Source organism: Synechococcus sp. R55.8, from assembly GCF_047461895.1.
Lineage (GTDB): Bacteria > Cyanobacteriota > Cyanobacteriia > Thermostichales > Thermostichaceae > Thermostichus.
Genome location: NZ_JANSIB010000026.1, coordinates 1 through 23358, shown reverse-complemented (window position 1 = coordinate 23358; position 23358 = coordinate 1). Strand labels below are relative to the sequence as shown.

General features: G+C 59.9%; 19 protein-coding genes. 9 read left to right on the top strand and 10 right to left on the bottom strand.

Going from position 1 to position 23358, the window contains the following annotated elements:
• Positions 1–264 precede the first annotated feature (264 nt).
• A complete protein-coding gene (gene atpD, locus NW829_RS04295) occupies positions 265–1698 on the bottom strand; it encodes a F0F1 ATP synthase subunit beta (protein ID WP_011434062.1) in 1434 nt (477 codons plus the stop codon).
• Positions 1699–1887: 189 nt separating this feature from the next.
• Here atpD and NW829_RS04290 point away from each other — a divergent pair, with 189 nt between their 5' ends.
• From NW829_RS04290 to NW829_RS04280, 3 genes are all read left to right on the top strand, one after another.
• Complete coding sequence (locus tag NW829_RS04290) at positions 1888–2550, top strand: GerMN domain-containing protein (protein WP_414416514.1); 663 nt, start codon at positions 1888–1890, stop codon at positions 2548–2550.
• Between the two features lie 10 nt (positions 2551–2560).
• Positions 2561–3328: an MlaE family lipid ABC transporter permease subunit gene (locus NW829_RS04285; protein WP_414416513.1), complete on the top strand. Its 768-nt coding sequence runs from the start codon at positions 2561–2563 to the stop codon at positions 3326–3328.
• 94 nt (positions 3329–3422) lie between these two features.
• Positions 3423–4454, top strand: a complete 1032-nt coding sequence (locus NW829_RS04280; RefSeq protein WP_414356885.1) for a succinate dehydrogenase/fumarate reductase iron-sulfur subunit — start codon at positions 3423–3425, stop codon at positions 4452–4454.
• Here NW829_RS04280 and NW829_RS04275 read toward each other — a convergent pair.
• The 4 genes from NW829_RS04275 to NW829_RS04260 all read right to left on the bottom strand — a co-directional run bounded on the left by NW829_RS04275 (position 4451) and on the right by NW829_RS04260 (position 7754).
• A complete protein-coding gene (locus NW829_RS04275; protein WP_414416512.1) occupies positions 4451–5557 on the bottom strand; it encodes a peptidylprolyl isomerase in 1107 nt (368 codons plus the stop codon). The two genes, NW829_RS04280 and NW829_RS04275, sit on opposite strands and share 4 nt — an antisense overlap.
• Before the next feature lie 183 nt (positions 5558–5740).
• Positions 5741–6334, bottom strand: a complete 594-nt coding sequence (locus NW829_RS04270; RefSeq protein WP_414342842.1) for a hypothetical protein — start codon at positions 6332–6334, stop codon at positions 5741–5743.
• 17 nt (positions 6335–6351) lie between these two features.
• The gene (locus NW829_RS04265; RefSeq protein ID WP_414416511.1) at positions 6352–6540 is read right to left on the bottom strand and encodes a hypothetical protein; all 189 of its coding nucleotides are present in this window, start codon (positions 6538–6540) and stop codon (positions 6352–6354) included.
• Between the two features lie 155 nt (positions 6541–6695).
• Positions 6696–7754 (bottom strand): vWA domain-containing protein, encoded by a 1059-nt coding sequence (locus NW829_RS04260; RefSeq protein WP_414416510.1) that lies wholly within the window; start codon positions 7752–7754, stop codon positions 6696–6698.
• A gap of 442 nt (positions 7755–8196) precedes the next feature.
• Here NW829_RS04260 and NW829_RS04255 point away from each other — a divergent pair, with 442 nt between their 5' ends.
• Positions 8197–8907, top strand: a complete 711-nt coding sequence (locus NW829_RS04255; protein WP_414330718.1) for a hypothetical protein — start codon at positions 8197–8199, stop codon at positions 8905–8907.
• A gap of 39 nt (positions 8908–8946) precedes the next feature.
• Here NW829_RS04255 and tyrS read toward each other — a convergent pair whose 3' ends face one another.
• The gene (gene tyrS, locus NW829_RS04250; RefSeq protein WP_414416518.1) at positions 8947–10143 is read right to left on the bottom strand and encodes a tyrosine--tRNA ligase; all 1197 of its coding nucleotides are present in this window, start codon (positions 10141–10143) and stop codon (positions 8947–8949) included.
• A 247-nt stretch (positions 10144–10390) separates the two neighbouring features.
• Between tyrS and NW829_RS04245 the strand changes: the two genes are divergently transcribed.
• The 3 genes from NW829_RS04245 (at position 10391) to NW829_RS04235 (ending at position 13545) form a co-directional block, all read left to right on the top strand.
• Positions 10391–12379 (top strand): transglycosylase domain-containing protein, encoded by a 1989-nt coding sequence (locus NW829_RS04245; RefSeq protein WP_414413137.1) that lies wholly within the window; start codon positions 10391–10393, stop codon positions 12377–12379.
• Positions 12376–12756: a hypothetical protein gene (locus NW829_RS04240; protein WP_414329401.1), complete on the top strand. Its 381-nt coding sequence runs from the start codon at positions 12376–12378 to the stop codon at positions 12754–12756. Before NW829_RS04245 ends, NW829_RS04240 begins: the two co-directional genes overlap by 4 nt.
• A gap of 189 nt (positions 12757–12945) precedes the next feature.
• Positions 12946–13545, top strand: coding sequence for a superoxide dismutase (locus tag NW829_RS04235; RefSeq protein WP_011431628.1), 600 nt, complete (start codon positions 12946–12948; stop codon positions 13543–13545).
• A 97-nt stretch (positions 13546–13642) separates the two neighbouring features.
• Here NW829_RS04235 and NW829_RS04230 read toward each other — a convergent pair whose 3' ends face one another.
• Positions 13643–15223, bottom strand: coding sequence for a serine/threonine protein kinase (locus NW829_RS04230; protein WP_414416509.1), 1581 nt, complete (start codon positions 15221–15223; stop codon positions 13643–13645).
• Between the two features lie 276 nt (positions 15224–15499).
• Between NW829_RS04230 and NW829_RS04225 the strand changes: the two genes are divergently transcribed.
• Positions 15500–17578 carry a cation:proton antiporter gene (locus tag NW829_RS04225; RefSeq protein WP_414412584.1) on the top strand — a complete coding sequence of 693 codons (2079 nt, stop codon included), beginning with the start codon at positions 15500–15502 and terminating at the stop codon, positions 17576–17578.
• 179 nt (positions 17579–17757) lie between these two features.
• Positions 17758–19950 (top strand): glycine--tRNA ligase subunit beta, encoded by a 2193-nt coding sequence (gene glyS / locus NW829_RS04220; RefSeq protein WP_414412585.1) that lies wholly within the window; start codon positions 17758–17760, stop codon positions 19948–19950.
• A 308-nt stretch (positions 19951–20258) separates the two neighbouring features.
• Here glyS and NW829_RS04215 read toward each other — a convergent pair whose 3' ends face one another.
• The 3 genes from NW829_RS04215 to NW829_RS04205 form a co-directional block, all read right to left on the bottom strand.
• Positions 20259–21182 (bottom strand): fructosamine kinase family protein, encoded by a 924-nt coding sequence (locus tag NW829_RS04215; RefSeq protein ID WP_414328999.1) that lies wholly within the window; start codon positions 21180–21182, stop codon positions 20259–20261.
• Between the two features lie 161 nt (positions 21183–21343).
• Positions 21344–21613, bottom strand: coding sequence for an IS630 transposase-related protein (locus tag NW829_RS04210; RefSeq protein ID WP_414328998.1), 270 nt, complete (start codon positions 21611–21613; stop codon positions 21344–21346).
• 224 nt (positions 21614–21837) lie between these two features.
• Positions 21838–23130, bottom strand: a complete 1293-nt coding sequence (locus NW829_RS04205; RefSeq protein WP_414416508.1) for a D-alanyl-D-alanine carboxypeptidase — start codon at positions 23128–23130, stop codon at positions 21838–21840.
• Between the last annotated feature and the right edge of the window lie 228 nt (positions 23131–23358).

The window sequence follows — 23358 nt, the reverse complement described above, 5'->3', positions numbered from 1 at the left end:
GGTTGCCCGGGGCAGCAGAATTGATCCACGCCGTCTACGGCAAGGGCTATCGCTTCGGGCCTGTCGCCGGGGATCCCTAGCAGCCGTCCCACCTGTAGATAAAACCAAGGCTCCCCCGAAAAGAAGGAGCCCTGCCGGGTCTGGGGAGCGCTTTCAGTCAGCAATGCCACCAGGGCGTTCCCCCCTTCAACCCTGGGGAGCCCAGTCGCCGCGCTATCGGCAACTCCCCTCTCCTCCTGTGGGAAAGGGGCTGGGGGTGAGGGATCACTTGGACTTGAGCTTCTCGGCTTTCTCGATGGCCTCTTCGATGGTGCCCACCAAGTAGAAGGCTTGCTCCGGCAGATTGTCCAATTCCCCCGACAAAATGCGCTGGAAGCCCTTGATGGTGTCTGCCAATTTCACATACTTGCCGGGGGAGCCAGTGAATACCTCCGCCACGAAGAACGGCTGGGACAGGAAACGCTCGATGCGGCGGGCGCGGGCCACCACCAGCTTGTCCTCTTCCGACAGCTCGTCCAGCCCCAGGATGGCGATGATATCTTGCAGCTCTTTGTAGCGCTGCAGCGTTTGCTTCACTGCCCGGGCGGTGTTGTAGTGCTCTTCGCCCACAATGTCCGCCTGCAGGATGGTGGAAGAGGAATCCAGGGGATCCACCGCCGGATAGATACCCTTGGCTGCCAAGCTGCGGGACAATACCACCGTCGAGTCAAGGTGGGCAAAGGTGGTTGCTGGGGCCGGATCCGTCAAGTCGTCAGCAGGCACATACACCGCCTGCACCGAGGTGATGGATCCCTGCTTGGTAGAGGTGATGCGCTCTTGCAGGTTGCCCATTTCGGTAGCCAAGGTGGGCTGGTAACCCACCGCCGAGGGCATGCGGCCCAACAGCGCCGACACTTCCGACCCGGCCTGCACAAAGCGGAAGATATTGTCGATGAACAGCAGCACGTCCTGCTTGTTAACGTCGCGGAAGTACTCTGCCATGGTCAGGGCAGTCAGGCCAACCCGCATGCGGGCACCCGGTGGCTCGTTCATCTGGCCATAGACCAGCGCCACTTTGTCCAGCACACCGGATTCTTTCATCTCGTTGTAGAGGTCATTGCCCTCGCGGGTGCGCTCTCCCACGCCCGCAAACACCGATAGGCCAGAGTGCTCCTCAGCGATGTTGTGGATCAGCTCCTGGATGAGCACTGTCTTGCCGACGCCGGCACCGCCAAACAGGCCCACCTTGCCCCCCTTTTTGAAGGGGGCCAGCAGGTCAATCACCTTGATGCCGGTTTCAAAGGGCTCTGGCTTAATCGTCAAATCGACAAGTGGAGGCGCACTGCGGTGGATGGGGGCAAATTCTTGGGCTTGAACGGGCTCTCCTTGGTCAACCGGCTCTCCCAGCACATTGAAAATGCGCCCCAGGGTGGGCTGCCCGACCGGCACAGTAATCGGAGCGCCCGTATCCACCACCGGCATGCCCCGCACCAGGCCGTCGGTCGAGGACATGGCCACCGCACGCACGCGGTTATCCCCCAAAAGCTGCTGCACCTCAAAGGTGACGTTAACCTTCAGGCCGCTTTCGGTTGTGCCCTCCACCTTGAGGGCATTGTAGATTTCGGGCAGCTTGCCGCTGGGAAACTCGGCGTCGATCACAGGCCCAATGACCTGAGTGATGTAGCCAACATTGGTGGCAGTAGCGGTGGCAGTAACCATGATTGAGGCTCAGCTCCTTGTGTGCTCAGTTATCGACTCAGCAATGCCGGGTGTAAATCATTATCATCATACAAATAAAGGGATCCCAGTTGCTGCCGCACTTTTGCCTGTCCAGCCTACGGGGGATCCCCGGCAGAGTGGGCTTTTCTTCGCTACCCTAGAGCTAGGTAAGACAGGGGGTTGCCAGCGATGAGCCACTACGGAGGCCGTATTGCACAGCTCAGCTCCGTTAGGTTGGGAGGACGGCGTTCCCGCCCGCGTCGGGGCCGGGCCCTGCAATTGGGGATCCTTGGCTTCTTGCTGGGGCTGGGGGCGATGGGGGCAGCCTGGTGGTACACCATTGGGCCGCGGCAGACGCTTTCCTTGTATTGGCTGACCAGTGCCGACAACTCCATTTACTATGTGCAGCAAGAGCGCACGGTTCGCGCCTTCGACGCTCAGGAAGCCATCCGCCTGGCTCTGGAGGAGCTGATTGCCGGCCCCAGGGATCCCCACCTCACCACGGCCATTCCCCCCCAGACGCGGGTGTTGGATGTGCGGGTGGAGGGCGACGATATTTTCCTCAACTTCTCCCCCGAATTCACGCAAGGGGGGGGATCCACGGCGATGATGAGCCGGATTGCGCAGGTGCTCTACACGGCCACCAGCCAAAACCCCGGCGCGCGGGTGTGGATCTCGGTGGAAGGCCGTGCCCTAGAGGTGTTGGGGGGAGAGGGGCTGATCCTGGATCAACCCCTGACACGGGCCTCGTTTGTGCCCAGCTTTCAGCTGCCAGCGGAGCCGGCAACCCCGAAGGACTCCGCCCCCCTAACGGGGTCGCCAAAGCGTCGCCTAGCGATAACGGCCTCTTGAGGCGGAAACCATGAACTGGTTCCAGCGAGTGGGCAGCAGTTTTCTCCTGGCCGGCCAGGTGATTTTGCATCTGATGCGGGGTCGTATCCATCGCCGCAACACCCTGGATCAGCTTGCGGCGGTGGGGCTGGAGTCGCTGCTGATTGTTCTGATTACGGCGGTGGTGATCAGCGGTGTTTTCACCATCCAGTTGGCGCGGGAGTTCATCAACTTTGGCGCTTCCTCCCTAATTGGGGGGGTTTTGGCGATTGCCCTTGCCCGCGAGCTGACACCGGTGGTGACGGCGGTGATCTTGGCCGGACGGGTGGGATCCGCCTTTGCCGCCGAGCTGGGCACCATGAAGGTCACGGAGCAGATCGACGCTTTGCTGTTGTTGCGCACCGATCCGGTGGATTATCTGGTGATCCCGCGGGTGCTGGCTGCGGGGCTGATGCTGCCGGTGCTTACCATCCTCTCCCTGCTGACGGGGCTGGTGGGGGGGATGATCATCTGCGCTTCGGCCTACAACATCTCTCCTGCAGTGTTTCTCAACTCGGCGCAAACCCTTCTGACCTCTTGGGATTTGCTCGTCTGTTGTTTGAAGGCGATGGTGTTTGGGTCCTTGATCGCCATTGTCGGCTCCAACTGGGGCCTTTCCACCAGCGGAGGGGCCAAGGGGGTGGGCCGCTCCACCACCGATGCGGTGGTCACGGCGTTGCTGGGCGTGTTTGTTACCAACTTTCTTATTTCTTGGCTGTTGTTTCAGGGGCCGGGGAGCGCCCTCAGCCGCGCCCTGTAGCACTCCTGCTGTCGCGTTGTTCGCGCGAGCGTTGCAGGGCAATATTGAGAGAGCTAGGATGGGATCCCCTTTCCCTTCAGCGGTGCAGAGCACTTTGCGAGTAGAATTTCAGATTTTCCGACAGTTGCCGCCGGAGCCGCCCCGCTGGCAGTCCTTCTGGCTGGAGACATCCCCTGGCGCCACCATTCTCGATTGCCTCAACCAGATCAAGTGGGAGCAGGATGGCAGCTTGGCCTTCCGCAAAAACTGCCGCAACACCATCTGTGGCAGTTGCGCCATGCGCATCAACGGTAGGGCAGCCTTGGCTTGTGGCCGACATGTGGGCGAAGAGCTGGATCCCCGCAGCCCCCAGCCGCAGCCTATTCGCATCGGCCCTCTGGGAAACCTGCCCGTTCTGCGGGATCTGGTGGTGGATATGCAGCCCTTCTGGAACGATCTCAGCCGGGTGGATCCCTTTGTCAGCACGGCGGGGCGACGCATCCCGGAGCGAGAGTTTTTACAGCTGCCTGCCGAACGGGAGCATCTCAACGCTGCCGGTGGCTGTATTCTCTGCGGAGCCTGCTATTCCGATTGCAATGCCAAAGAGGTGAACCCAGAGTTTGTCGGCCCCCATGCTCTGGCCAGAGCCAACCGCCTCGTCCAAGACAGCCGCGACAGCCAACGGGAACAACGCCTGCAGGCTCTGGATAGCTTGGCTGGTGTCTGGGGCTGTACCCGCTGCTGGAACTGCAACAGCGTCTGCCCGATGGGCGTGGCACCTCTGGATCAAATCACCGAACTCAAACAGGGGATCCTCTCCCGCCCTGTAGACAAGACCGCTGCTCTGCCCACCGACCGTTCCCCATCGCACGCTGTTCGCGCTATTCGGACGGAGTCCTTGCCCATAGCCATCCGCCACCGCAAGACTCTGGTGCAACTGGTGCGCTCCGGTGGTTGGATAGATGAGCGCCGCTTTGCCCTGCAGGTGGTGGGCCGGGATCCCAAAGGGCTGCTCAGCTTGGTGCCTTTGGGTCTGCGCCTGTTGGCCAGGGGCAAATTTCCCTTTCGCTTCCAGCCCTCTGCAGGGGCGGCGACGGTACGGCGGCTTATCGACACAGTTAGGCAGGAAGGAAGGGATCCCCTCTAGGCTCCGGGTTTGAGGTTGTCTTGGCCGGCAATCAACCTGGCACTCACAATCCGATCCCCCACTTTGATGTGGTGCAGCACCTCCGTTCCCTCGGTAACGTAGCCGAACACCGCATAGCGGCCATCCATCAGGTTGAGCCCAGCGGGGGTGAGATCCGGTTCGGCCATGAAGATGAAAAACTGGGAAGAAGCGCTGTTGGGATCGTCGGGATAGCGGGCCATGGCCACCGTCCCTTCGGCGGAAAAGGGCAGAGCCGGTTCCACATCCCACAGGCCCATCTGATCAAAAGTCTGGCCGTAGCGGGGCATCACCTCGCCTTTGGCGCGAATCTCCATGGGGATGGTGCGAACCTTGCCCGTGGCCGGATCCACATAGCCATCGGCAGGGCCAGGGGGATCCCCGGCCTGCGCCAGGAAGAAGGTCTCCACCCGGTCAAAGGTCAGGCCATCGTAGAAGCCCCGCTGCACCAGGTCGGCAAAGTTGCCGGCAGTGATGGGGGCGCTGTAGCCATCTAAGGTGATCACCATGCGCCCAGCGGTGGTGTTTAGCTCCACCTCTGCCCGCCCCAAGAGCTGAGGTTTGTCGGCATACTCAGTAGGCACTGTGTAGGGGAAAGCCCCCACCCAGTTGTTTTCGAGGGATCCCAACTCGTCCACTAGACGGTCGTAGGCAGCGCGGGCCTCTTCTTTACCCTTGGATTTGCGCTCGCTGGCTTGGCCGATCACCCGCAACTGCTCCCGCAGCGCAGCCATCTGTTCAGAGGCTGGGGTCACCCGATCCGGAGGCAAGCTGGCCAGCAGGGAATCTCCATGGCGATCCAGAAGCCGCTCCACCTGGCGCACATCTCCCCGCACCGCTGACCAGCGGTTGTACTTCAGGTCGGTGTCGATTTTGGAGATGGCCTCATCAATTTCCAGCAGCTTCGTTTCCTGAATAGGCAACGCCCGCCGCAACAGGGTACGGGGATCCGTGATGGCATCCCCTTGGGGCAGAGCCAAGGCCGGGATCCCCCAGAGCGCCACCCCGCAGAGCAGAGCAGCTACGTAGAGGCCAATCCGGCAAAGGGATCCCCATTGCCAAAATCCTTGGGCACGCTGCGTCATGGTTCCTACCGACTGCAAAACCACTCCTGTCTCAGCCTGACATCCCACCGTCACAGGCGGCAAGCGCTGTCAAACCTCGATAGATATCTCCACGACTGGCTCACTCCACCTGGGGGAAAGCCGTCATCGCTACACGACGCTTTTGCGACCGCAATAGCGGGACCAACTTCTCCAAGGGCATGGCTACACGGCTCTCCAGTTGGTTGGCGTCGGTTTTGGCGTCGGCGTTGGCGTCGGTGTTAGTGTCGGGGTAGAGGCAGGAGTGGGTCGAGGTGTCGGAAAGTCCGTCGGTGCAGGAGGTAGGGGCACCGGAATGCGGAGGCGGCAGGGCTGATCCGATTGATCGCCTTCTGGGGCATAGCAAACGCGAATGAGATCTTCCACAAAGCGAAGCTGATTAAAACTAAGTTGATCCGCTTGTCGAATAATGTCCGTAATGATTTCCTCCAGGTCTCGGGCTGTTCTGGAAAGAGGTACGCTGACAAACAAAATGTTTTCCAGATCCCTAATTTCTGGAGGCGCTAAGTTGAAGAAAGACACTCTATCCCGTTCCCGCAGCAAGATGCGATAAAGGGCTTCGCTCCAAGGGGAAACATCCACAGCAGCACTGAAAACAAATCCCCGCAGGGGTATAGACTGGCCGGACTGACGCCCTTGGCCCAATAGGTTGGACTGAACCGATACCAACTTCCCCGGCGGTTGAATAATCGATCCGGAAAAGGGAATGGTGAACCGCAAGTTGCCCTCTAAAGCAGCAGTTGACAGGGCAGGGAACAAAATGTCCCCTCTTGAGCTTAGGTTGAACAACTCAACCTTGTTGCCTCTTGAAAAAAGCGGCCCTCCTGGGCAAAGGGCGGCTGTTGAGCCTGGCGGGCAAAGCTGAGCAAAGGGATCCACCACCAACCCCAAAATCGCAGAGGCAAAGGCGGAGCCGGGATCCCTTGGCGGCGACCCCACAGTCGAGGGGCTGCTGGAGGTGCCACCGCAACCTTTCAGGAAAACCGTTAGGGAACCTGTAAGCACTGCCGCCAGGACAAGCGCAGCCGGTTGCCAAAATCTTCTGGGTATACCGAGTCGTCGAAACATTTGCTTATCGCCTCGCTCTCGATTAGGGATGTTGTCAGCCTGCGGAATGACTCTAGCGGGATCCCACCGTGAGAACAGCGTCGCTGAATGGCGCCACAAAACGGCTGCCTTCTCTCTCAACTCTCAGCTCGCCACTGAGAAGATAAGAACCAGCAGATAGCGGAACATTGCTTTGCACCCTCATTTGCAGGCGGTGCTCCCCAATAGCAGCAGGGAATAAGTTGGCAAAGGGAGCTTCCAGCCCTTCAGAAAACCGTGCCAGCACAAAAGTCCCCTCAGTAGCTGCAGCCAGACGCTGTAACTCCAGAAGATTCAAATCGACCCCCAACCCAACCACATACACGGTGAGTTTTTGTCCTCGCTCTCTGGCCAAAGTTGTCAGCTCCTGAGTAGCTTGGTTGATGGAGCGGGTGCTTTCGTTGTCAATCCCATCGGTGAATACCACCAAGCGGCGGTTGAAACGCTCGGTGGGCCGAAAGTCGCTCAAGAAACGCCCGGCTTCTACCGTGGCATCGTAAAGGGCGGTGTTCCCTCCGGGAACAGCACGCAAAACCCCTCGTCTCAGCAGCTCTCTGTCGCTGGTGAAGTCTTGCAACAGCTGAGCCGTGCGCAGAGGCTGCCCCAGGGCTGTAACGCCAAAGCCTGCTCCCCGGTTGTCAAAGCGCAGAATGGCGCCCAGATCCAGGAGTGCAGGGCGAAATTGATCCAGGAGCCGAAAAACAGCCAGGAAGCGCCGAGATTGGGGATCCAAAACCAGCAAGCTGCCTGAGCCATCCATCAGCACAGCCATGAGCAAAGGCCGCTGAGGCAGATCCGGCGGGGGGTTCTCGATCCGGGTGGGTGTCAGGGTCAAGGCTACCGGCTGCGGGATCCCTAGCAAATCGGTTACCCGGTTTACCTGCAGGCTGACCTGACTGGCAGAGAGCTGGGTTATTGGTTGGGGCGGATCCCCGCCTTGCAAGAGGGCGATGTTGAACTCCATTTCCCCTTGTGTGCCAGAAAAGGAGCGGGTCAGAGCGCCATTGAATGTCAGGCGAGCTTGGGATCCCACAGCAGACGGCTCAATGCCTGTACCGCCGGAAGAGCCACAGCCGACAAGGCAGCTTCCCACGAGCACCAGGAGAAGCAGCCAACCAGCTTTTTGGCTTTTTACTTGACCGGGCTGTATTTTTACAGTCATTGCAGCTGCCAGTGCAAGCACAGTGGGGTGGCATGAAAGTACGGAGTTGCAATACCACAATTCCGAAAGCTACTGTAGCGCTTGGTGTAGGCGTAGAGATTTTTACTGCAGTTAGAGGATCTCGAGTTCATCTTTTTTCACAATGCGAGCACAGCGGGTCTCAGCTTTGAGCCTAGTAGGGCGGCTAAAGCCTGTCTGCTCCGAGAATTGCTTCGAGATAAAGACCCCTTTGTTTTGCCACTTGTGGCAAGCGTTCTCGCTGACCAATTGTCAAATAAGCCGGCGCTCTCCTCCGTGGCCTATAGTTCATAGCAGCTCATCAGTGCAGGTGTAAGCTCTAAAAGGATCCCCTGGGTGAGGAGGAGAACTGAACATGGCGGCAAAGCAACTCAAGTTCTATTGGAGCCCCCAACACCAGCTCTTTAGCTGCGATGGCGCCAAGTTGGAGGGGCACGGCTACATCCAAACCAACCCCTCCCATGACCTGGTTCACCTGCTCATTGCCGCCAACGGCAACATGCCCTGGCAGCCGGTGGAAAGCCGCGAGCAAACCTGCTTTGCCGAGTACAACGCGGTAATGCTGGAGCACCTGTTGGTCAACTGCTTCAACGCAGCGGTGCTGGGATCCCTGCCTGCCCAGCAGATCATCCCAGAGGCGCGGAAGTTCTTGCGGTGGTTTGTTTCAGAACATTACGCCCCTTTTCCGGTGTCTGAAGAAGAGGCTTTTCGTCGCTTTGCTGCGCACCTGGATATTGAGCGCATTGTGCGTTTGTTCCCCTATTTTTACAGTCTGCGGGCTTGGGAATGCTTCAGCCTCGATTACCGCGCCGAGACCTACGACCTGGAGTTCACCTCCGAGGATGATCCCGTTCGAGAGGCCCCGGAATGGGCGGCGGATCCCAACATTTTGGAGACTCAGGAGCTGGTGCGGCAAAAGCTCTCTGAGGCAGTAGCCGAGGCGGGCTCGATCCGGCCCAAACCGGAGCCCGTTTTCCCGCCAACTTCGTCAGCTTCTCCTCTGTCCGATCCCCCAGCCAAGACCAGGCAGAAAAAAACCGGACTCGGCTTCAAGCCTGCCCGTTGATGGATCCCCTCACCCCTTTCCCACAGGGAGAGGGGAAGACTAATCTGCGCCTTTCACTAGCCGACGAAAGGCCTTTTTGCCCACCTGCAAAATCCGCCCGGCCAGCTCCGAGGCATGGGCAAACTCCAGGTCGGGATCCTCCACCTTTTGCCCATCCAGCCGCACGGCGCCCCCTTGAATCTGCCGACGGGCCTCGGCGGCACTCTTGCACAGGCCACACTCACGCAGGATGTAGCTGAGTTTAACAGGGTAAGACAACCCATCGATGGCAAAGGTGGGGATGGATCCCGTTTCGGCAAGAATACCGTCTAGCACCAACGCTTGAGCGGTGCGCTGGGCCTCTTCTGCCGCTGCAGGGGAGTGAAACTGGGCCACTAGGGTCTTGGCTAGGAGGATCTGCCGCTGGCGGGGATCCTGCGGCAGCTCGGCAAGGGGCACTGAGGTGAGCAACTCAAAGTAGCGCTCCACCAGGTGATCCGGCACCTTCTCCAGCTTGGAGTACATGGTGAGGGGATCCTCAGTCAGCCCCACGTAGTTGTTTTTGGACTTGGACATTTTCTGGTACCCGTCCAGCCCCTCCAAAAGCGGCACCGTCACGCAGAACTGCGGCGCTTGGCCCTTCCAGATTTGCAGATCTCGCCCGGTGAGCAGGTTAAAGCGCTGGTCGGTTCCCCCCAGTTCCACATCGGCTGCGAGGGCCACCGAGTCGTAACCCTGCAAGAGGGGGTAGAGAAATTCGTGCAAGTATACCGGCGTCCCGGCTTGGTAGCGCTGGGCAAAGTCTTCTTTGGCCAACATCTGCCCCACCGTCATCTGGGCCTGGAGTTCGATCAGCTCACTGAGAGTCAGGCAGGCCAGCCACTCGCTGTTGCGGCGCACCTCCAGCCGGCCAGGGGTCTCAAAATCCAAGATCTTGCCGGCCTGCTCCAAGTAGGTGCGGGCGTTTTCCTCCACTTCTGCTGGGGTGAGGCGGGGACGGGCCTGCGATTGGCCGGTGGGATCCCCTACCAGAGCTGTGAAGTCCCCAATGAGCAAAATAGCCACATGGCCCGCATCCTGGAACTGGCGCAACTTGCGCAACACCACTGAATGGCCCAGGTGTAGATCCGGTCGGGTGGGATCGATGCCCAGCTTCACCCGCAAGGGACGATTTGTTGTGGCCAGGCACTCCGCCAGGGCAGCAGGCCCTCCCGGAAAGATCTCGGCCACCCCCCGCTCAACAATTTGGGCTATCAACGGATCCCGGTACGTTGGCGAAACTGAGGCTGACGATAAACTCAAATCCTGCTCCTCCGGCTGAACCCATGAGCCATTTTAAGCCCACGCAAAAGATGCTCGATTCTCAACTCAAGATCTTCTCCCCCTAGCCCGGTTGGAGTTGTCGATGGGCAGGGTTGGCCATCCTGCTGCCCCAATAGACGCCGCCCTATAATGGGTCTGGCTTGTTGTTGCTTTGCAACACGGACGTGACAGGGTTTTTGACGTGACCTACGGTCGCAGACCATTGGCCCGCCGGGCGAGAAAGCCGGGGTTGGAGCGTGTCTCCAATTCCCCTTTTTCCGGATCGGGGTTTGACGAGCATGCCGACTATACCCCACCCACCCGCCCCTCCCGGATTGCCCAGGTTGCCGGTGTGGTGGGCAATCTGTTGCTGGGATCCCTGCTCTTGGGATCCACGGCAACGGCTGCCGGATTGGTGGGGCTGGCCATTAGCTTCCGCAACTTGCCGGACGTGCATCAATTGCGGGATTACGTGCCCATTGCCACCACCCACATTGTCGATATTCGGGGCGAGCCCATTGCCAGCCTACACGGGGAGGCCAACCGGGAAGTGATCTCCCTTGAACAGGTCTCGCCGGAGATGAAAAAGGCCTTGCTGGCCATTGAAGACAGCCACTTTTACACCCATCCAGGCATTAATCCGGTCAGCTTGGGCCGGGCGATCCTAGGCAGTGTGGAGGGGGGTATAGGCTCGGCGGGGGGGGGATCCACCCTGACAATGCAGTTGGTCAAGAACCTGTTTTTGAGGCCGGAGCGTACCCTCAGCCGTAAAGTCGCCGAGATCGTGTTGGCGGTGCGCCTAGAACAGGTCTTCAGCAAAGACGAGATCCTGGAGATGTACCTCAACCAGGTGTACTGGGGGCACAATCTCTACGGCATCCAGGCGGCGGCCCGCAGCTACTTCAACAAGGATGCGTCTGAACTGAACTTGGCTGAAGCGGCGATGTTGGCTGGGATCCTGCCGGCCCCGGAAACCCTCAGCCCCTTTCGCAACCTGGAGGGAGCCAAACGGCGGCAACACCTGGTGCTGGATCGTCTGGTGGAGCTGAAGTGGATTACCCCCGAGGAAGCCCAGGCGGCGCGGGAGCAAAAGCTGACCTTAGGCCGCATTACCTCCTTTCAAAGTAACGCCCCAGCAGTTACCGACGCCATTGAGGCGGAGCTGCGGCGCCGCTATGGGGAACAAGCTCTAATGCAAGGAGGTCTGCGGGTTCAGTCCACCATCGATCTGCGTCTGCAGCGCCTTGCCCAGCGCATTGTCAATGAAGATGGCCCCCGCATTGGGGCAGCTCGTCGTGCCGATCAAATGGCTTTGGCGGCGGTGGATCCCCGTACCGGCTATGTGAAGGCCATTGTGGGCGGGATCAACGCTCAGCGGGGCCAATTTAACCGCGCCACCCAGGCGTTTCGCCAAACGGGATCCACCTTTAAGCCCTATGTGTACTACGCGGCTCTGGCCAGCGGGCGCTATTCACCCGGCAGCATCTTGGAAGATACCCCCGTCACCTATCCCGGCTCGCCACCCTACAGCCCGAAAAACTACGACAACACCTTTTATGGCCCCCTCACCTTTGCTCGGGCTTTGGAGCTCTCCCGCAACGTGCCCACGGTCAAGTTGGCCGATGATGTTGGGATCCGCAACGTCATCGCAGCGGCTCAGGCCACCGGCATCAGTGCCGAGATGTTTCCCAACTTGGCTACAGCTCTGGGCTCGGCCAGCGTCAGCCCCCTGGAGATGGCGGCCAGCTATGCGGTCTTTGCCAATGGCGGATATCGGGTGGAGCCGACCCTCTTGGCCCAGGTGGTGGATCGCAACGGCCAAATCCTCTTCGAGGCCAGGCCCCAGCCGGAGCGGGTTTTGGATCCCTGGGCGGTGGCTACGCTCAACCAAATCCTCAAAGGGGTGGTGACCCAAGGCACCGGGAGGGCAGCTCGTCTGGACGATGGGCGACCTGTAGCCGGCAAAACCGGCACCACCTCTGATTTCCGCGACGCTTGGTTCATCGGCTATGTGCCGCAACTGTCTACCGCCATTTGGATTGGCAACGACAACAACTCCCCCATGCTGCCCGGCACCGCCGGCGGGGCCTTTGTTGCCCCCACCTGGAAGCGCTTTATGACTGAGGCTCTGCAAGGGATCCCACCTCAGGACTTCCCCAGCCCGCATCAATTTCCCCCTCCCCGACCATGACCTACAGCGAGGAGCGGCTGGCGCGCATCGAGCGCACTGTCGAGGCCAACGCTCAGGCCATCGCCCAACTGGCCCGGCAAAACCAAGAGCTGATGCAAACCATTGCCGGCACCGAGGAGCGCATTGCCAGAGCCGAGGAACGCATTGCCAAAGCCGAGGAACGCATTGCCAAAGCCGAGGAACGCATTGCTGGCGCCGAAGAACGTCTGGAGGCCGAGGTCAAACGCTGGGACGAGCGGTTTTTCCAGCTCAGCCGCGATACCCTCAACTTCACCCGCAATGTAGTGACCATCGCCGCCATCACGGCTGTTTTGATCCCCCTGCTCAGGGATGTCGCTCCCCTGCTGATTGAGCTGTTGCGGGAGGGATCCCGTTAGCTCTGGCCCCCTGCTTGGAGAGGAGGGGACGGTCTCAGCCTGCACGGAAATGGCGAGGGGATCCCAAAGCGTAATCATTCTGAGTTACACTAAGACTGCAAAGAAAGGTAACGCCGTTGTCCGATTTATCTTTGCCTTCGCTGCGTCCTTTCTTGCATTCTTTGCACAAGACACAGAGGACAGACGATTATGGCTTTTGAACTCCCGGCTCTGCCCTACCCTGCCGACGCCCTCAAGCCCTATATGTCGGCGGAAACCTTCTCCTACCACCACGGCAAGCACCACGCCGCCTACGTGGCCAACCTAAACAAGCTGATCGAAGGCACCGAGCTGGCCAATAAGTCGCTAGAAGAAATTATCAAGACCACGTTTGGGGATCCCGACAAAGTGGGCATCTTCAACAATGCCGCCCAGGTCTGGAACCACACCTTTTTCTGGGAATCCATGAAGCCAGGTGGGGGCGGCGCGCCGACGGGGCCCATCGCCGACAAGATCAACGCCGATTTTGGCGGCTACGACAAGTTTGTCGAGGCCTTCAAAACGGCGGCGGCCACCCAGTTTGGCAGCGGCTGGGCCTGGCTGGTGCTGGACAACGGCACCCTCAAGGTTACCAAAACCCCCAACGCCGAAAACCCGCTGGTGCACGGCCAAGTGCCCCTGCTCACTTTGGATGTCTGGGAGCACGCCTACTACCTGGATTACCAAAACCGGCGGCCTGACTTCATCAGCGCCTACCTGGAGCACCTGGTGAACTGGGATGCCGCCAATGCCCGGCTGGCTGCCGCCTGACTCTACCTGTTCTGGGATCCCTTGACGGGGGATCCCATCGAAGACTAGCCCTATGTCTCTGTTTGCGAAGGGATCCTTGGGGATCCCTTTTTTGCGCCTAGTCTTTCCCCAAGCGTTCTCGCTCCTCGCGCAACCGCTCCAGAAAGCCAGGGGTGGGAGGTTGGGTTGGAGGGGCTGCAAGGGGAGCAGGAGTTGGAGCAACCCGGTTCATCTGGGGGAACAGGGGTTGGTTGATGGGCGGCGGGGGGAGAGGCTTGGCCGGGACAGGGGCTGGAGGAGGAGGTGACACCTGCCGAGTTGGAGCGGGGGGCTGAGGGGTAGAGGACACTGCCTCTGGAGTTGCCGCTGGCCTGGGTGTGGGCTCGCTTGCGGACTCACCGATTCCCAGATCTGGGGCGGGATCATCCTCAAACACCGGTTTGCCCTCCGGATCCCGTAGCAGCCAGTCCAGCAGAGGTTCAGGAGTGGCTGAGGGATCCCGCTCAGGGTGCTCTGCACCGCCGACTGGAAGGGGGCGTTCGGGGGCAGCAGGCGGTCTTTCGCTGCCTGGGCCCGGATCCAACAGCAGACGCAGGCCCCAGAAGGTGCTCCCCGCAATGACAACAAAAAGGGCTATCCCAGCCCAGAGGGGAAACGGCTTGGCCTCGGGCTCTGCCTGGGTACTGAGCAGGTGTGTGCCCGACTGCCCTGCATCTACCGCCGCCAGGGTACGCTCGGAGAAGATGGGTGCGGCTGGGGGGGACGCGAGGGAAGAGCCGGCAGCGCTCTGGGAGCGCAGGGATCCCTCCAATTGGGCGCTGAGAACCTTCATATCTTGGGGCCGCCGGTCGGGATCTTTGGCCAGACAGGAGAGCACCACCTGTTCCAGCTCCAGCGGAATCTCATAGGGCAAATTCGAGCGATCGAAGGGCTGAGGCTGTTGGTAATTGTGGGCCTCGTACCAGCCGGGGAAAGAATCGCTCTTGGGTCGCAGAGGTTGTTGCCCGGTCAACATGCGGTAGAGCACTACGCCAAGCGAGTAGATATCCGAGCGGGCATCCAGGGCTTCCCCGCGCAGCTGTTCGGGAGAGGCATAGCGCACCGTACCCAAAAAGCCGGTGGTCTGGGTGCCGAGGGCAAGGGAAACGTCGCTGAGGAGCTTGGCAATGCCGAAATCCAAGATTTTGACGGTCTCCCCCAACGTTTCATCTTTTAGGACGAAGAGGTTGCTGGGTTTGATGTCGCGATGGATCACCCCCTTGATGAGATGGCCATCCTGCTCGGTCTCTAGGTTGTGGGCGTAATAGAGACCGGCACACACTTGGCGGGCAATCCTCACCACCTGTTGAGGCGGCAGCACCGGCTGCTTGAGCATTAGCTCCCCCAAACTGCGCCCCGTCAGGTATTCCATCACCAGGTAAGGTTGGTCGTTCTCTAGACCGTAATCCAGCACCTTAACAATGGCAGGGTGCTCCCCCAACAACGTGCTGATGCGAATTTCCTGCTGAAAACGTTTGTGCAACTGGCGTCGGGTGTTGTCATCGCCTGCCAAGTTTTGGTGCAACAGCTTTACCGCTACCGGACGGTTGAACAGGCGCGTATCGACTGCCTTGAACACCTGCCCCATGCCGCCCGCTGCAATGCTGTGAACCAGTTGATAGCGCTGGCCGATCACTTTTCCAGGAGCAAGCTGGTGCATAGGCAGCCTAGGAGCATGTACCCTCTGATTCTAATGCGTGTTTCTCGGGGGTTTCTCCCGCCTTTCTCTGGGCACTACTGCCAAGCTGTTTTCACTGCTTAATGTGTCTTAATGTGTCTGATGTACTTACTTTTGAATACTTATTAAACGCCCTGCCAGTAATTGAAGGCCGGACAAAGTCTGTGGGGCATCGAGAGCTACTTGGATCTGGAGGGATCTGATAGACTCATGCGGGCGCTTTGCCGGGTCTGTTCATTAGCTGTCTGTCGGGTATTTATGCTGGCTAACTGGCTGCAAATTTCGGGGATCCCTCTAGCCCTGATCGGCCCTGTTGAGAATCCGGTGCTGGTGTTTTTGATCATCCTGACCATCATGCTGGTGGCTCCCTTGCTGTTTGAGCGGCTGCGCCTGCCGGGGATCATCGGGTTAATCTTGGCCGGGCTGGTGGTGGGGCCCTACGGCTTGGGCATCTTGCGGCGGGACGAGACCATCATCCTGCTGGGCACGGTGGGGCTGTTGTTTCTCATGTTCATGGCGGGGCTGGAGACCAGTCTGGAAGATTTGAAGCTCAATGCCGGGAAGGCCACCCTCTTCGGGGCGCTCACCTTTCTGTTGCCCATGCTCATCGGCACAGCAGCCATGTTGGCCATTGGGTATGGCTTTCTGGCGGCGGTGCTGGTGGCCTCTTGTTTTGCCTCTCACACCCTGATCGGTCTGCCCATCATCTCGAAGCTGGGGTTGATGCGCCTGCAGACGGTGAGGGCAACTTTGGGGGCCACCCTTATCACGAATGTCCTGGCTTTGTTGGTGCTGGCGGTGGTGGTGCGCGCCCACCAAGGGGAGCTGTCGCTGCGCTTTTGGCTGACGTTGATCCCTTCCATTGCCCTCTACACGTTTGCCACCCTGTGGGGGGTGCCTAAGCTGGGCAGTTGGTTCTTTCAACGCTTTGGTCACGACGAGGGAGCAGAGTTTACTTTCGTGATCGCCACTTTGTTTGTGGTGGCCTACGGAGCGGGGTTGATCGGCATTGAGCCGGTGGTGGGAGCCTTTCTGGCCGGGACGGCCATTACCCCCATCATCCCCCAGCTCAGCCCCCTGATGAACCGGATCCAGTTTATCGGCAACACCCTGTTTGTGCCTTTTTTCTTGATCTCGGTGGGGATGCTGATCAATCCCGGCATTCTCTTGGGAGAGCCGCGCTCGCTGCTGGTGGGAGGGGTGATGATCGCAGCGGAGGTGGTGAGCAAGTTTCTGGCCGCTTGGATCCCGGCCCAACTGTTTGGCTGGCGCTTTGCCAGCGCTATGGTTATGTTCGGCCTGTCGATGGCTCAGGCGGCGGCTACCCTGGCGGCCATCACGGTGGCTTTTCAGGTGGAGTTGGTGGATGAGCTGACGGTGAACGGCACCATTGCCATGATCCTCGTGACCTGTGTTGCCTCGCCTTGGATTGTGGCCCGCTGGGGAGAGCAAATGCAGCCCACCGAGGTGGCCGCAGAGTCCACCGAATTGCCCAAGCCGGATTGGGGAGCTCGCGTCTTGGTGCCGGTGGCCAACCCGGATACCGAAAGCAACCTGCTGCAGTTGGCGTTGATTTTGGCCAAAAAAGATGGGGGAACGCTGCTGCCGCTGCATGTTTTGTCTGACCGTGCTGGGATCTCGCCGGCAGCCCTGGCTCGGCAAGAGCAGTTGTTGACCTTTGCAGAAGCTCTGGCCCACAGCGCCGTGACCCGAGTGGAGCCGATTCGGCGGGTGGATGACTCGGTGGAAAAAGGGATCATTCGCTCGGCGGCGGAACGGCAGGCAACCTTGGTGATCCTGGGCTGGAAGGGCTACTCCACCTATGCGGAGAACTTTTTCGGCAGCATCATTGACGCGGTGGTGCGGCAGGTGGGGATCCCAGTGTTGATCACGCGGTTTCCGGTACCCATCGAGACGGCGCGCCGCATCCTCTTGGTTGCACCGGAGCTGGAGGTCTCTCCCGGATCCCTGCAGCAGACCATTGGGCTGGCGCAAACGCTGGCCGGCGAATTGAAAGCAGGTTTGCAGATCCTGCTGGTGCAAACCCGACCTGGGCGGAAAAGCTCCCCAGCCTTGCCGGCAGAAAGCTATGCCCACTTGCCGGTTCAGCGGGTGCAGGGGGGGGTGGTGGCGGAAGTCTTTAAAGCGCTGCAGCCAGGAGATGTGTTGGTATTGGTTCCCAGCGAAACCGGCAACCGGTCGCGCCTGGGCCGAGAGCCGGAGACCATCGCCCGCAACCGACCCAGCCTTCCCATCATCGTGGCGCATTTGCCGCGGGATTCAGCTCATCCCTTGCGCCAAGGAGATGGGGTTCTGGCGGCCGCAGAGCCCACTTGACAGGGATGGCATTGGGGTGTTGTCTGGCGGACTGGAGCTCTTGTCTCAACTCCGCCCCAGCTCCCCTGGTAAACTGGGATACCCCAGGTTCGGAGCAGTCGTGAGCTAGAAGGGAGGCCCAGAGCCATAGACTATGTTGATTGAGGAAGTGGGGATAGTGCCCTGCGGAGCACAGGAGTATGGTTGCCTATTTGCTAGAAGTCGGCTGTGAAGAGCTCCCAGCCAGTTTTGTGGATTCGGCTCTGGAGCAGTGGCGAACCGGGATCCCGGCCTCTTTGGCGGAGGCCCATTTGCAAGCGGAGCAGATGCAGCTTTTCGGTACGCCGCGCCGCCTGGCGGTTCTGTTGCAGGGGTTGCCCACCCAGCAGCCGGATCGCACTTTGGAGGTGAAGGGGCCGCCGGTTCAGGTCGCCTACCAAGATGGCCAGCTCACCCCTGCCGGGGAAAAATTTGCCCAAAAACAAGGGGTGGATCCCGGCAGCCTGGAAATCCGGCAAGTGGGCAAGGGATCCTTTGTGTTTGCGGTGCAGCGGGTGCGGGGCCGACCGACGGCAGCCGTGCTCCAGGAACTGGCACCCGCCTGGATTACCAACTTGAGTGGTGAACGGCTGATGCGCTGGGCCTGCGGGGAGCTGAAGTTTCCGCGCCCCATCCGCTGGCTGGTCTCCCTTTGGGATGATCAGGTGCTGCCTTTGCTGCTGCCGACCCACGAGGACAATTCCATGCCGGGCTTGGTGGCGGGGCGGGTGAGCCGGGGGCACCGCGTTTTGGGATCCCAGCAGGTTGTCCTGGAGCGGGCCGAGAGCTACGTTCAGCAAATGCAAGAGGCGGGGGTCAGCCCCGATCCAACAGCGCGAGAGGCATACATTCAGGCTGAGGTGACCAAGCTGGCCAGGCAAGTGAATGGGGAAGCCCAGATCCCTGCTCCTTTGCTGCGGGAGGTGGTGCACTTGGTGGAGTGGCCGACGGCGGTTTTGGGGCGCTTTGAGCCAGAGTTTTTGCGCTTGCCCCCTGCGGTGATCGAGACGGTGATGATCACTCACCAGCGCTACTTCCCAGTACGGGATGGCCGGGATCCCAGAAAATTGCTGCCCTATTTCATCACCATCTCCAACGGCGACCCCCGGCAATCGGAGCGGATCGGGGCAGGCAACAGCCGTGTGGTGCGGGCGCGCCTGGCGGATGCCCGCTTTTTCTACGAGGAGGATCGGCGGATCCCCTTGGCGCAGCGGGTGGAACGCCTGCAGGCGGTTACTTTTGCCGAAGGGCTGGGCTCCATGCGGGACAAGGTGGAGCGCATCCGCCACATCAGCCGCCTCATTGCCGCTGCCCTGAACTTGGATCCCCAGGAGCAGGCGCTGGTGGATCGCACGGCTTACCTGTGCAAGGCGGATCTGGTTACCCAAATGGTGTACGAGTTCCCGGAGCTGCAGGGGATCATGGGGGCCGACTACGCTCGGCAGGATGGGGAACCGGAGGCGGTAGCCGAGGGGATTGAGCAACACTACTGGCCTTTGGGAGCGGGGGACGCTTTGCCCACAGCACTGACGGGGCGGGTGGTGGGCTGGGCGGATCGCCTGGATACCTTGGTGGGCATGTTTCGCTTGGGGCGGATCCCCACCGGCTCCTCGGATCGCTTTGCCCTGCGGCGGGCCGCCAACAGCCTGGTGCTGGTTGCCTGGGATGCCGGCTGGACTTTTGACTTCAACTTGCTGTTGCAGAGCGTGGTGCAGGACTATGCCTTTGGCGATGTCCACACCTTGCGAGCCTTGCAGGAGTTTTTGGCCCAACGGATACAGACCCTTTTGCAGGAGGAAAAACGGATTGATTACGACTTGGTCAGGGCCGTAGTGGGGGATCCCGAGTCGGTCAAAGCGGAGGATCCCCAGAAGGCCGAACTCACCTTGCGGGCCCTGGGTAACCTGCCCTTGACCCTGCTGCGGGCGGAGTACCTGCAACACCTGCGGGCCACCGGGGAATTGGCGGATCTCTATCCCACCCTCAATCGCTGCGCCCGCCTGGCAGCCCAAGGGGACTTGGACTACGCCGTGGTGGATCCGGCAGCCGCCGTGGATCCCGACCAGTTGCAGGAGGCGGCAGAAAGGGAGTTGTACGAGGCTTGCCAGAAAATCTATCGTCTGGGGGTGGAGCCAGCCCTTCAGGGAGACTTTGTCCCCTTGGTGGAAGCTCTGCAAGCAGCAGCCCCTCAGGTAGCTCAGTTTTTTGAAGCCGTTTTGGTGATGGATCCGGATCCTGTGCGACGGGCCAGCCGGCTCAATTTGCTGGGAGTATTGCGCAACCAGTCGCGCCTGTTGGGGGACATGGGGGCTGTGGTCATGGCAGGGGAATCCTCGCCGGAGAAGACCCCCTAGCCGTTTCAGATCAGTTTACTTCGAGACAGATCCCCCTCACCCCCAGCCTCTCTCCCAGAGGGAGCTACCCCCCAAGGACTCTGTCCCGCTGGCGCGAACGGCTTGGGAATGGACATATCGTCATTTCCACTCAAACTCAGAACACTGTGCCCACACCTAAACCGTTGGTCGCGTCTTCGCGTCAGCGTTGCGGAGCAATAGCGTTGCGGAGCAATAATGCAGGGGGTTAGAAGGTTTTTCAAGGACTCCGTCCCGCTGGCGCGATCAGTAGCCCAGGCGTCTCATCTTAACCTGAACAACCATACGATTTATCCAAGAAATTGCAAACACTGCTGCAAAGCCCGCTGCACCGAGCCTAGGTAGCCCTCTCCAAACAGGTTGAGATGGTTGAGCCAGTGGTAGAGCTGGTAGAGGGGCTTGCGGTGGGGATACCCCTCGTCCAAGGGGTAGGCCTGCTGATAAGCCCGATAGAACTCCGGCGGAAAGCCGCCAAACAGTTCTGTCATCGCCAGATCCGTCTCTCGATCCCCGTAGTAGGTGGCCGGATCGAAAATCACCGGGGATCCATCGGCCAAGGCCCCGTAGTTGCCGCCCCACAGATCTCCATGCAACAGAGCGGGTTCTGGCCTGTAGTCCTGAAAAAAGGCTTCCAGCTCCGCCATTACCCGTTCGGCTTGGGCCACCCACGTGCCGCGATACCCCTGTTGGCAAGCCAATTTCACCTGGTAGAGCAGCCGCTGTTCCCGATAAAAATCCGGCCAATTCTGCCGCCAACTGTTGATCTGCGGCGTGGAGCCGATGGTGTTGTCGCGCTCCCAACCGTAGCTGCCGTTGGGGGATAGGGTGCGGTGCAACTGGGCCAACTGGGATCCCAATAAACCCGCAGTGTGCGGACGGGGCGAGGTTAGCTCCAGGTATTCCAGCACCAAGTAGGCCTGCTCTCCTACGGATCCCCAGACAATGGGCTGAGGTACGCGAATGGCCTGGGCAGCCGCTAGGGTTTGCAAGCCCGCAGCTTCCGCTGCAAACATCTCCAGCGCCCTTTCTCCCCCACGGGCCAATTTGACGAAGTAGTCTTTTACCCCTTCTGCAAGAGGGCTTTGGGAAGCGCAGGAAAACCGATAGGTGGCGTTGATGCTGCCTCCGCCCACAGAACGATACTGTAGGGGCTGGATGGGATCCCCTGTTGCTTCTGAAAGGTGCTGGGCGATGGTCTGCCAAAGAGTTTGCATCAGCAGCAAAAGTCAATTATCGGAGAAAAACAGGTACTTATGGTCATTTCGGGTAGTCATTTCAGGTTAGGGTGAGACGCCTGAGCCATTGCCTGGGCCATTGAGAAAAGCCCTATGGCCCCGTGCATTCAAAGTTTTAGGTGTGGGCGCAGTCTCCTGGTTTAATTGAAATGACCATAACTCTTTTTTTGTGCTACTTTCACCTTCTCATTCTCAAGAGCACAGTCAATAGCGCGAGGACTCCGTCCCGCTGGCAGGACGGGTTGGACGCCAGACCGGGCTCTATCCTTCAGTCGAGCTTCTGGGTACTGGTCTCCGTCTTGCTGCAGGGCAGCCGAGTCTATCTTGCGCTTGCGGGTCTTGACTTTTGTCGGCCTCAGGTCTTCTCGGTTCAGCCAGCGATAAACTGTTGCACGACTAACCTTGTTCATCCGTGCAACTGCTCCCTTCCTGGACATACCCTATGACTCTCTCTCAGGTCTAAGCTTCCTCCTGAGGTCTACCTCCATGCCTTCTTAGCTGCAGGGCCGTCTCATTCTTAAATGAATTGACCCTGTTCCTAACCTGTGGGGCTCTGGGGTCTTGAGCTTCCGCCTCCTATGGGGAAAGTGGGGGGAGAGCTGTATCTCAAATTAAGTTCGAATTGAGGTCAGCATTAGCGGCGGAGAGGCTCAGAAATGGCCACCACATCCTGCAGAAACTGATCCTGTTGCTGGCGCAAAATGCCCAGGTCAGGACCTTGGTTGAGCAGGACAAAGTGGATGCCATTCGGCAGCTGCCCCATCGTCATCAGCCGATCCGCAGCGGATCCCACCTGAGCAGCCGTGCCTGGGGGCAAGGTGCGCGCCCGCAGGGTGCTGTGGCCAGTGCCCGCTCTGGGCAAGATCCGAGTCGGATCCCCATCTGTGAAATCTACCAGGTGTTCCCAGAGATGAGCTAGGGCGCGGGGGGAAAGGTACAGCGCTCGCCCTCTTTGCCCCAGGCGAATGTCTTGCTCGGCGGGGGCCATTTGGGAATCCAGGCGGGAAATGGGCTGAGCCACCAACCGCTGCCGCAGGTACTCCAGCAGGGCTGTTTTGCCCCCCAGTTCCGCCAACAGGGCTTCTGCCATGGCTCGGTCGTTGCTGCCATTGAGGATCTGCAACAGGGATCCCAGGCGTAGCGAGGTATAACGAGCCAAGCAGTGGGCGTCCGCGGGCAGGGCTGTCAGGGTTGACACCGAGCCGCGAATGGCAACCGGGTGGGGCTGTTGCGTATCGCTGAGGAGCTCTGCCAAACGCCGAGCACCGGCCAAAGGATCGGGTTGGCCCAGCAAACGGAAGGGGGGCAACACCTTCACATCCCCGTCGATCTGGCGAATGTTGAGGCTATGCAAATGGCGGGCCAGCTCTGCCACATTCGCTTCCGTGAAATAGGGATCCCCGCCACCCACCAGGATCAAATCTCCCGTCAAGCGATGGCCCAAAAGATGGCCTGTGGTGTAGAACCGGGTCTCAAAGCGACGTTCATAGCCCCAAGTCTCCAGGGCCATCAAGCTGATGGCCAACTGATCCAAGGCTCCCACCGGCAAAGGTCGATCCAGCCCATGCTCCGCCAACAGCTCCCCTTCCGGTGTCCAGAGCAGGATCCCCTGTTGAGAGAGCGCTCCCCCTTGGGCCGCCAATCCTTGCAAAAAGCCGGACAAGACCGAAGCGTAAGGAGAATCTTCCCACTGCGGCGATTGGGCGCGGGGCCACCAAGGGGGAAGGCCCGGAGTCCCACTTGGGGAAGGCAGCGGCGGCGGTGGAGTGGGGATGGGGGGGAAGGGATTCTGAGTCAATGTGGGAGACTCGACTTCAGCACCTGTGGGGTTGCTCCAGCAGGCCCCCAAGGCCAAAGCACCGGCCAACGGGATCCCTGCCCAGAGGAGACGACGATGGGGGCGCAACCCCTGTGGGATAAGCGGCATGATGACCTCACAAAGACACTTGCAAAGGACAACGGGCTGGCAAAAGACTTGACGCTACTCTAGTGCCATCCGAACTGCCTTGGCAAATCTCTGTGCCAGCCTTTTCCAGCGTTATCGACTCCGGCCAAGGCAAGCCCATCTTTTGCTTGTCAGGGATCCCAGTCGGCTGTGACGTAAACTACCCGACACCAACCGCTAGGCGGTACGGAGCGGGCTTTTAGTAGCCCT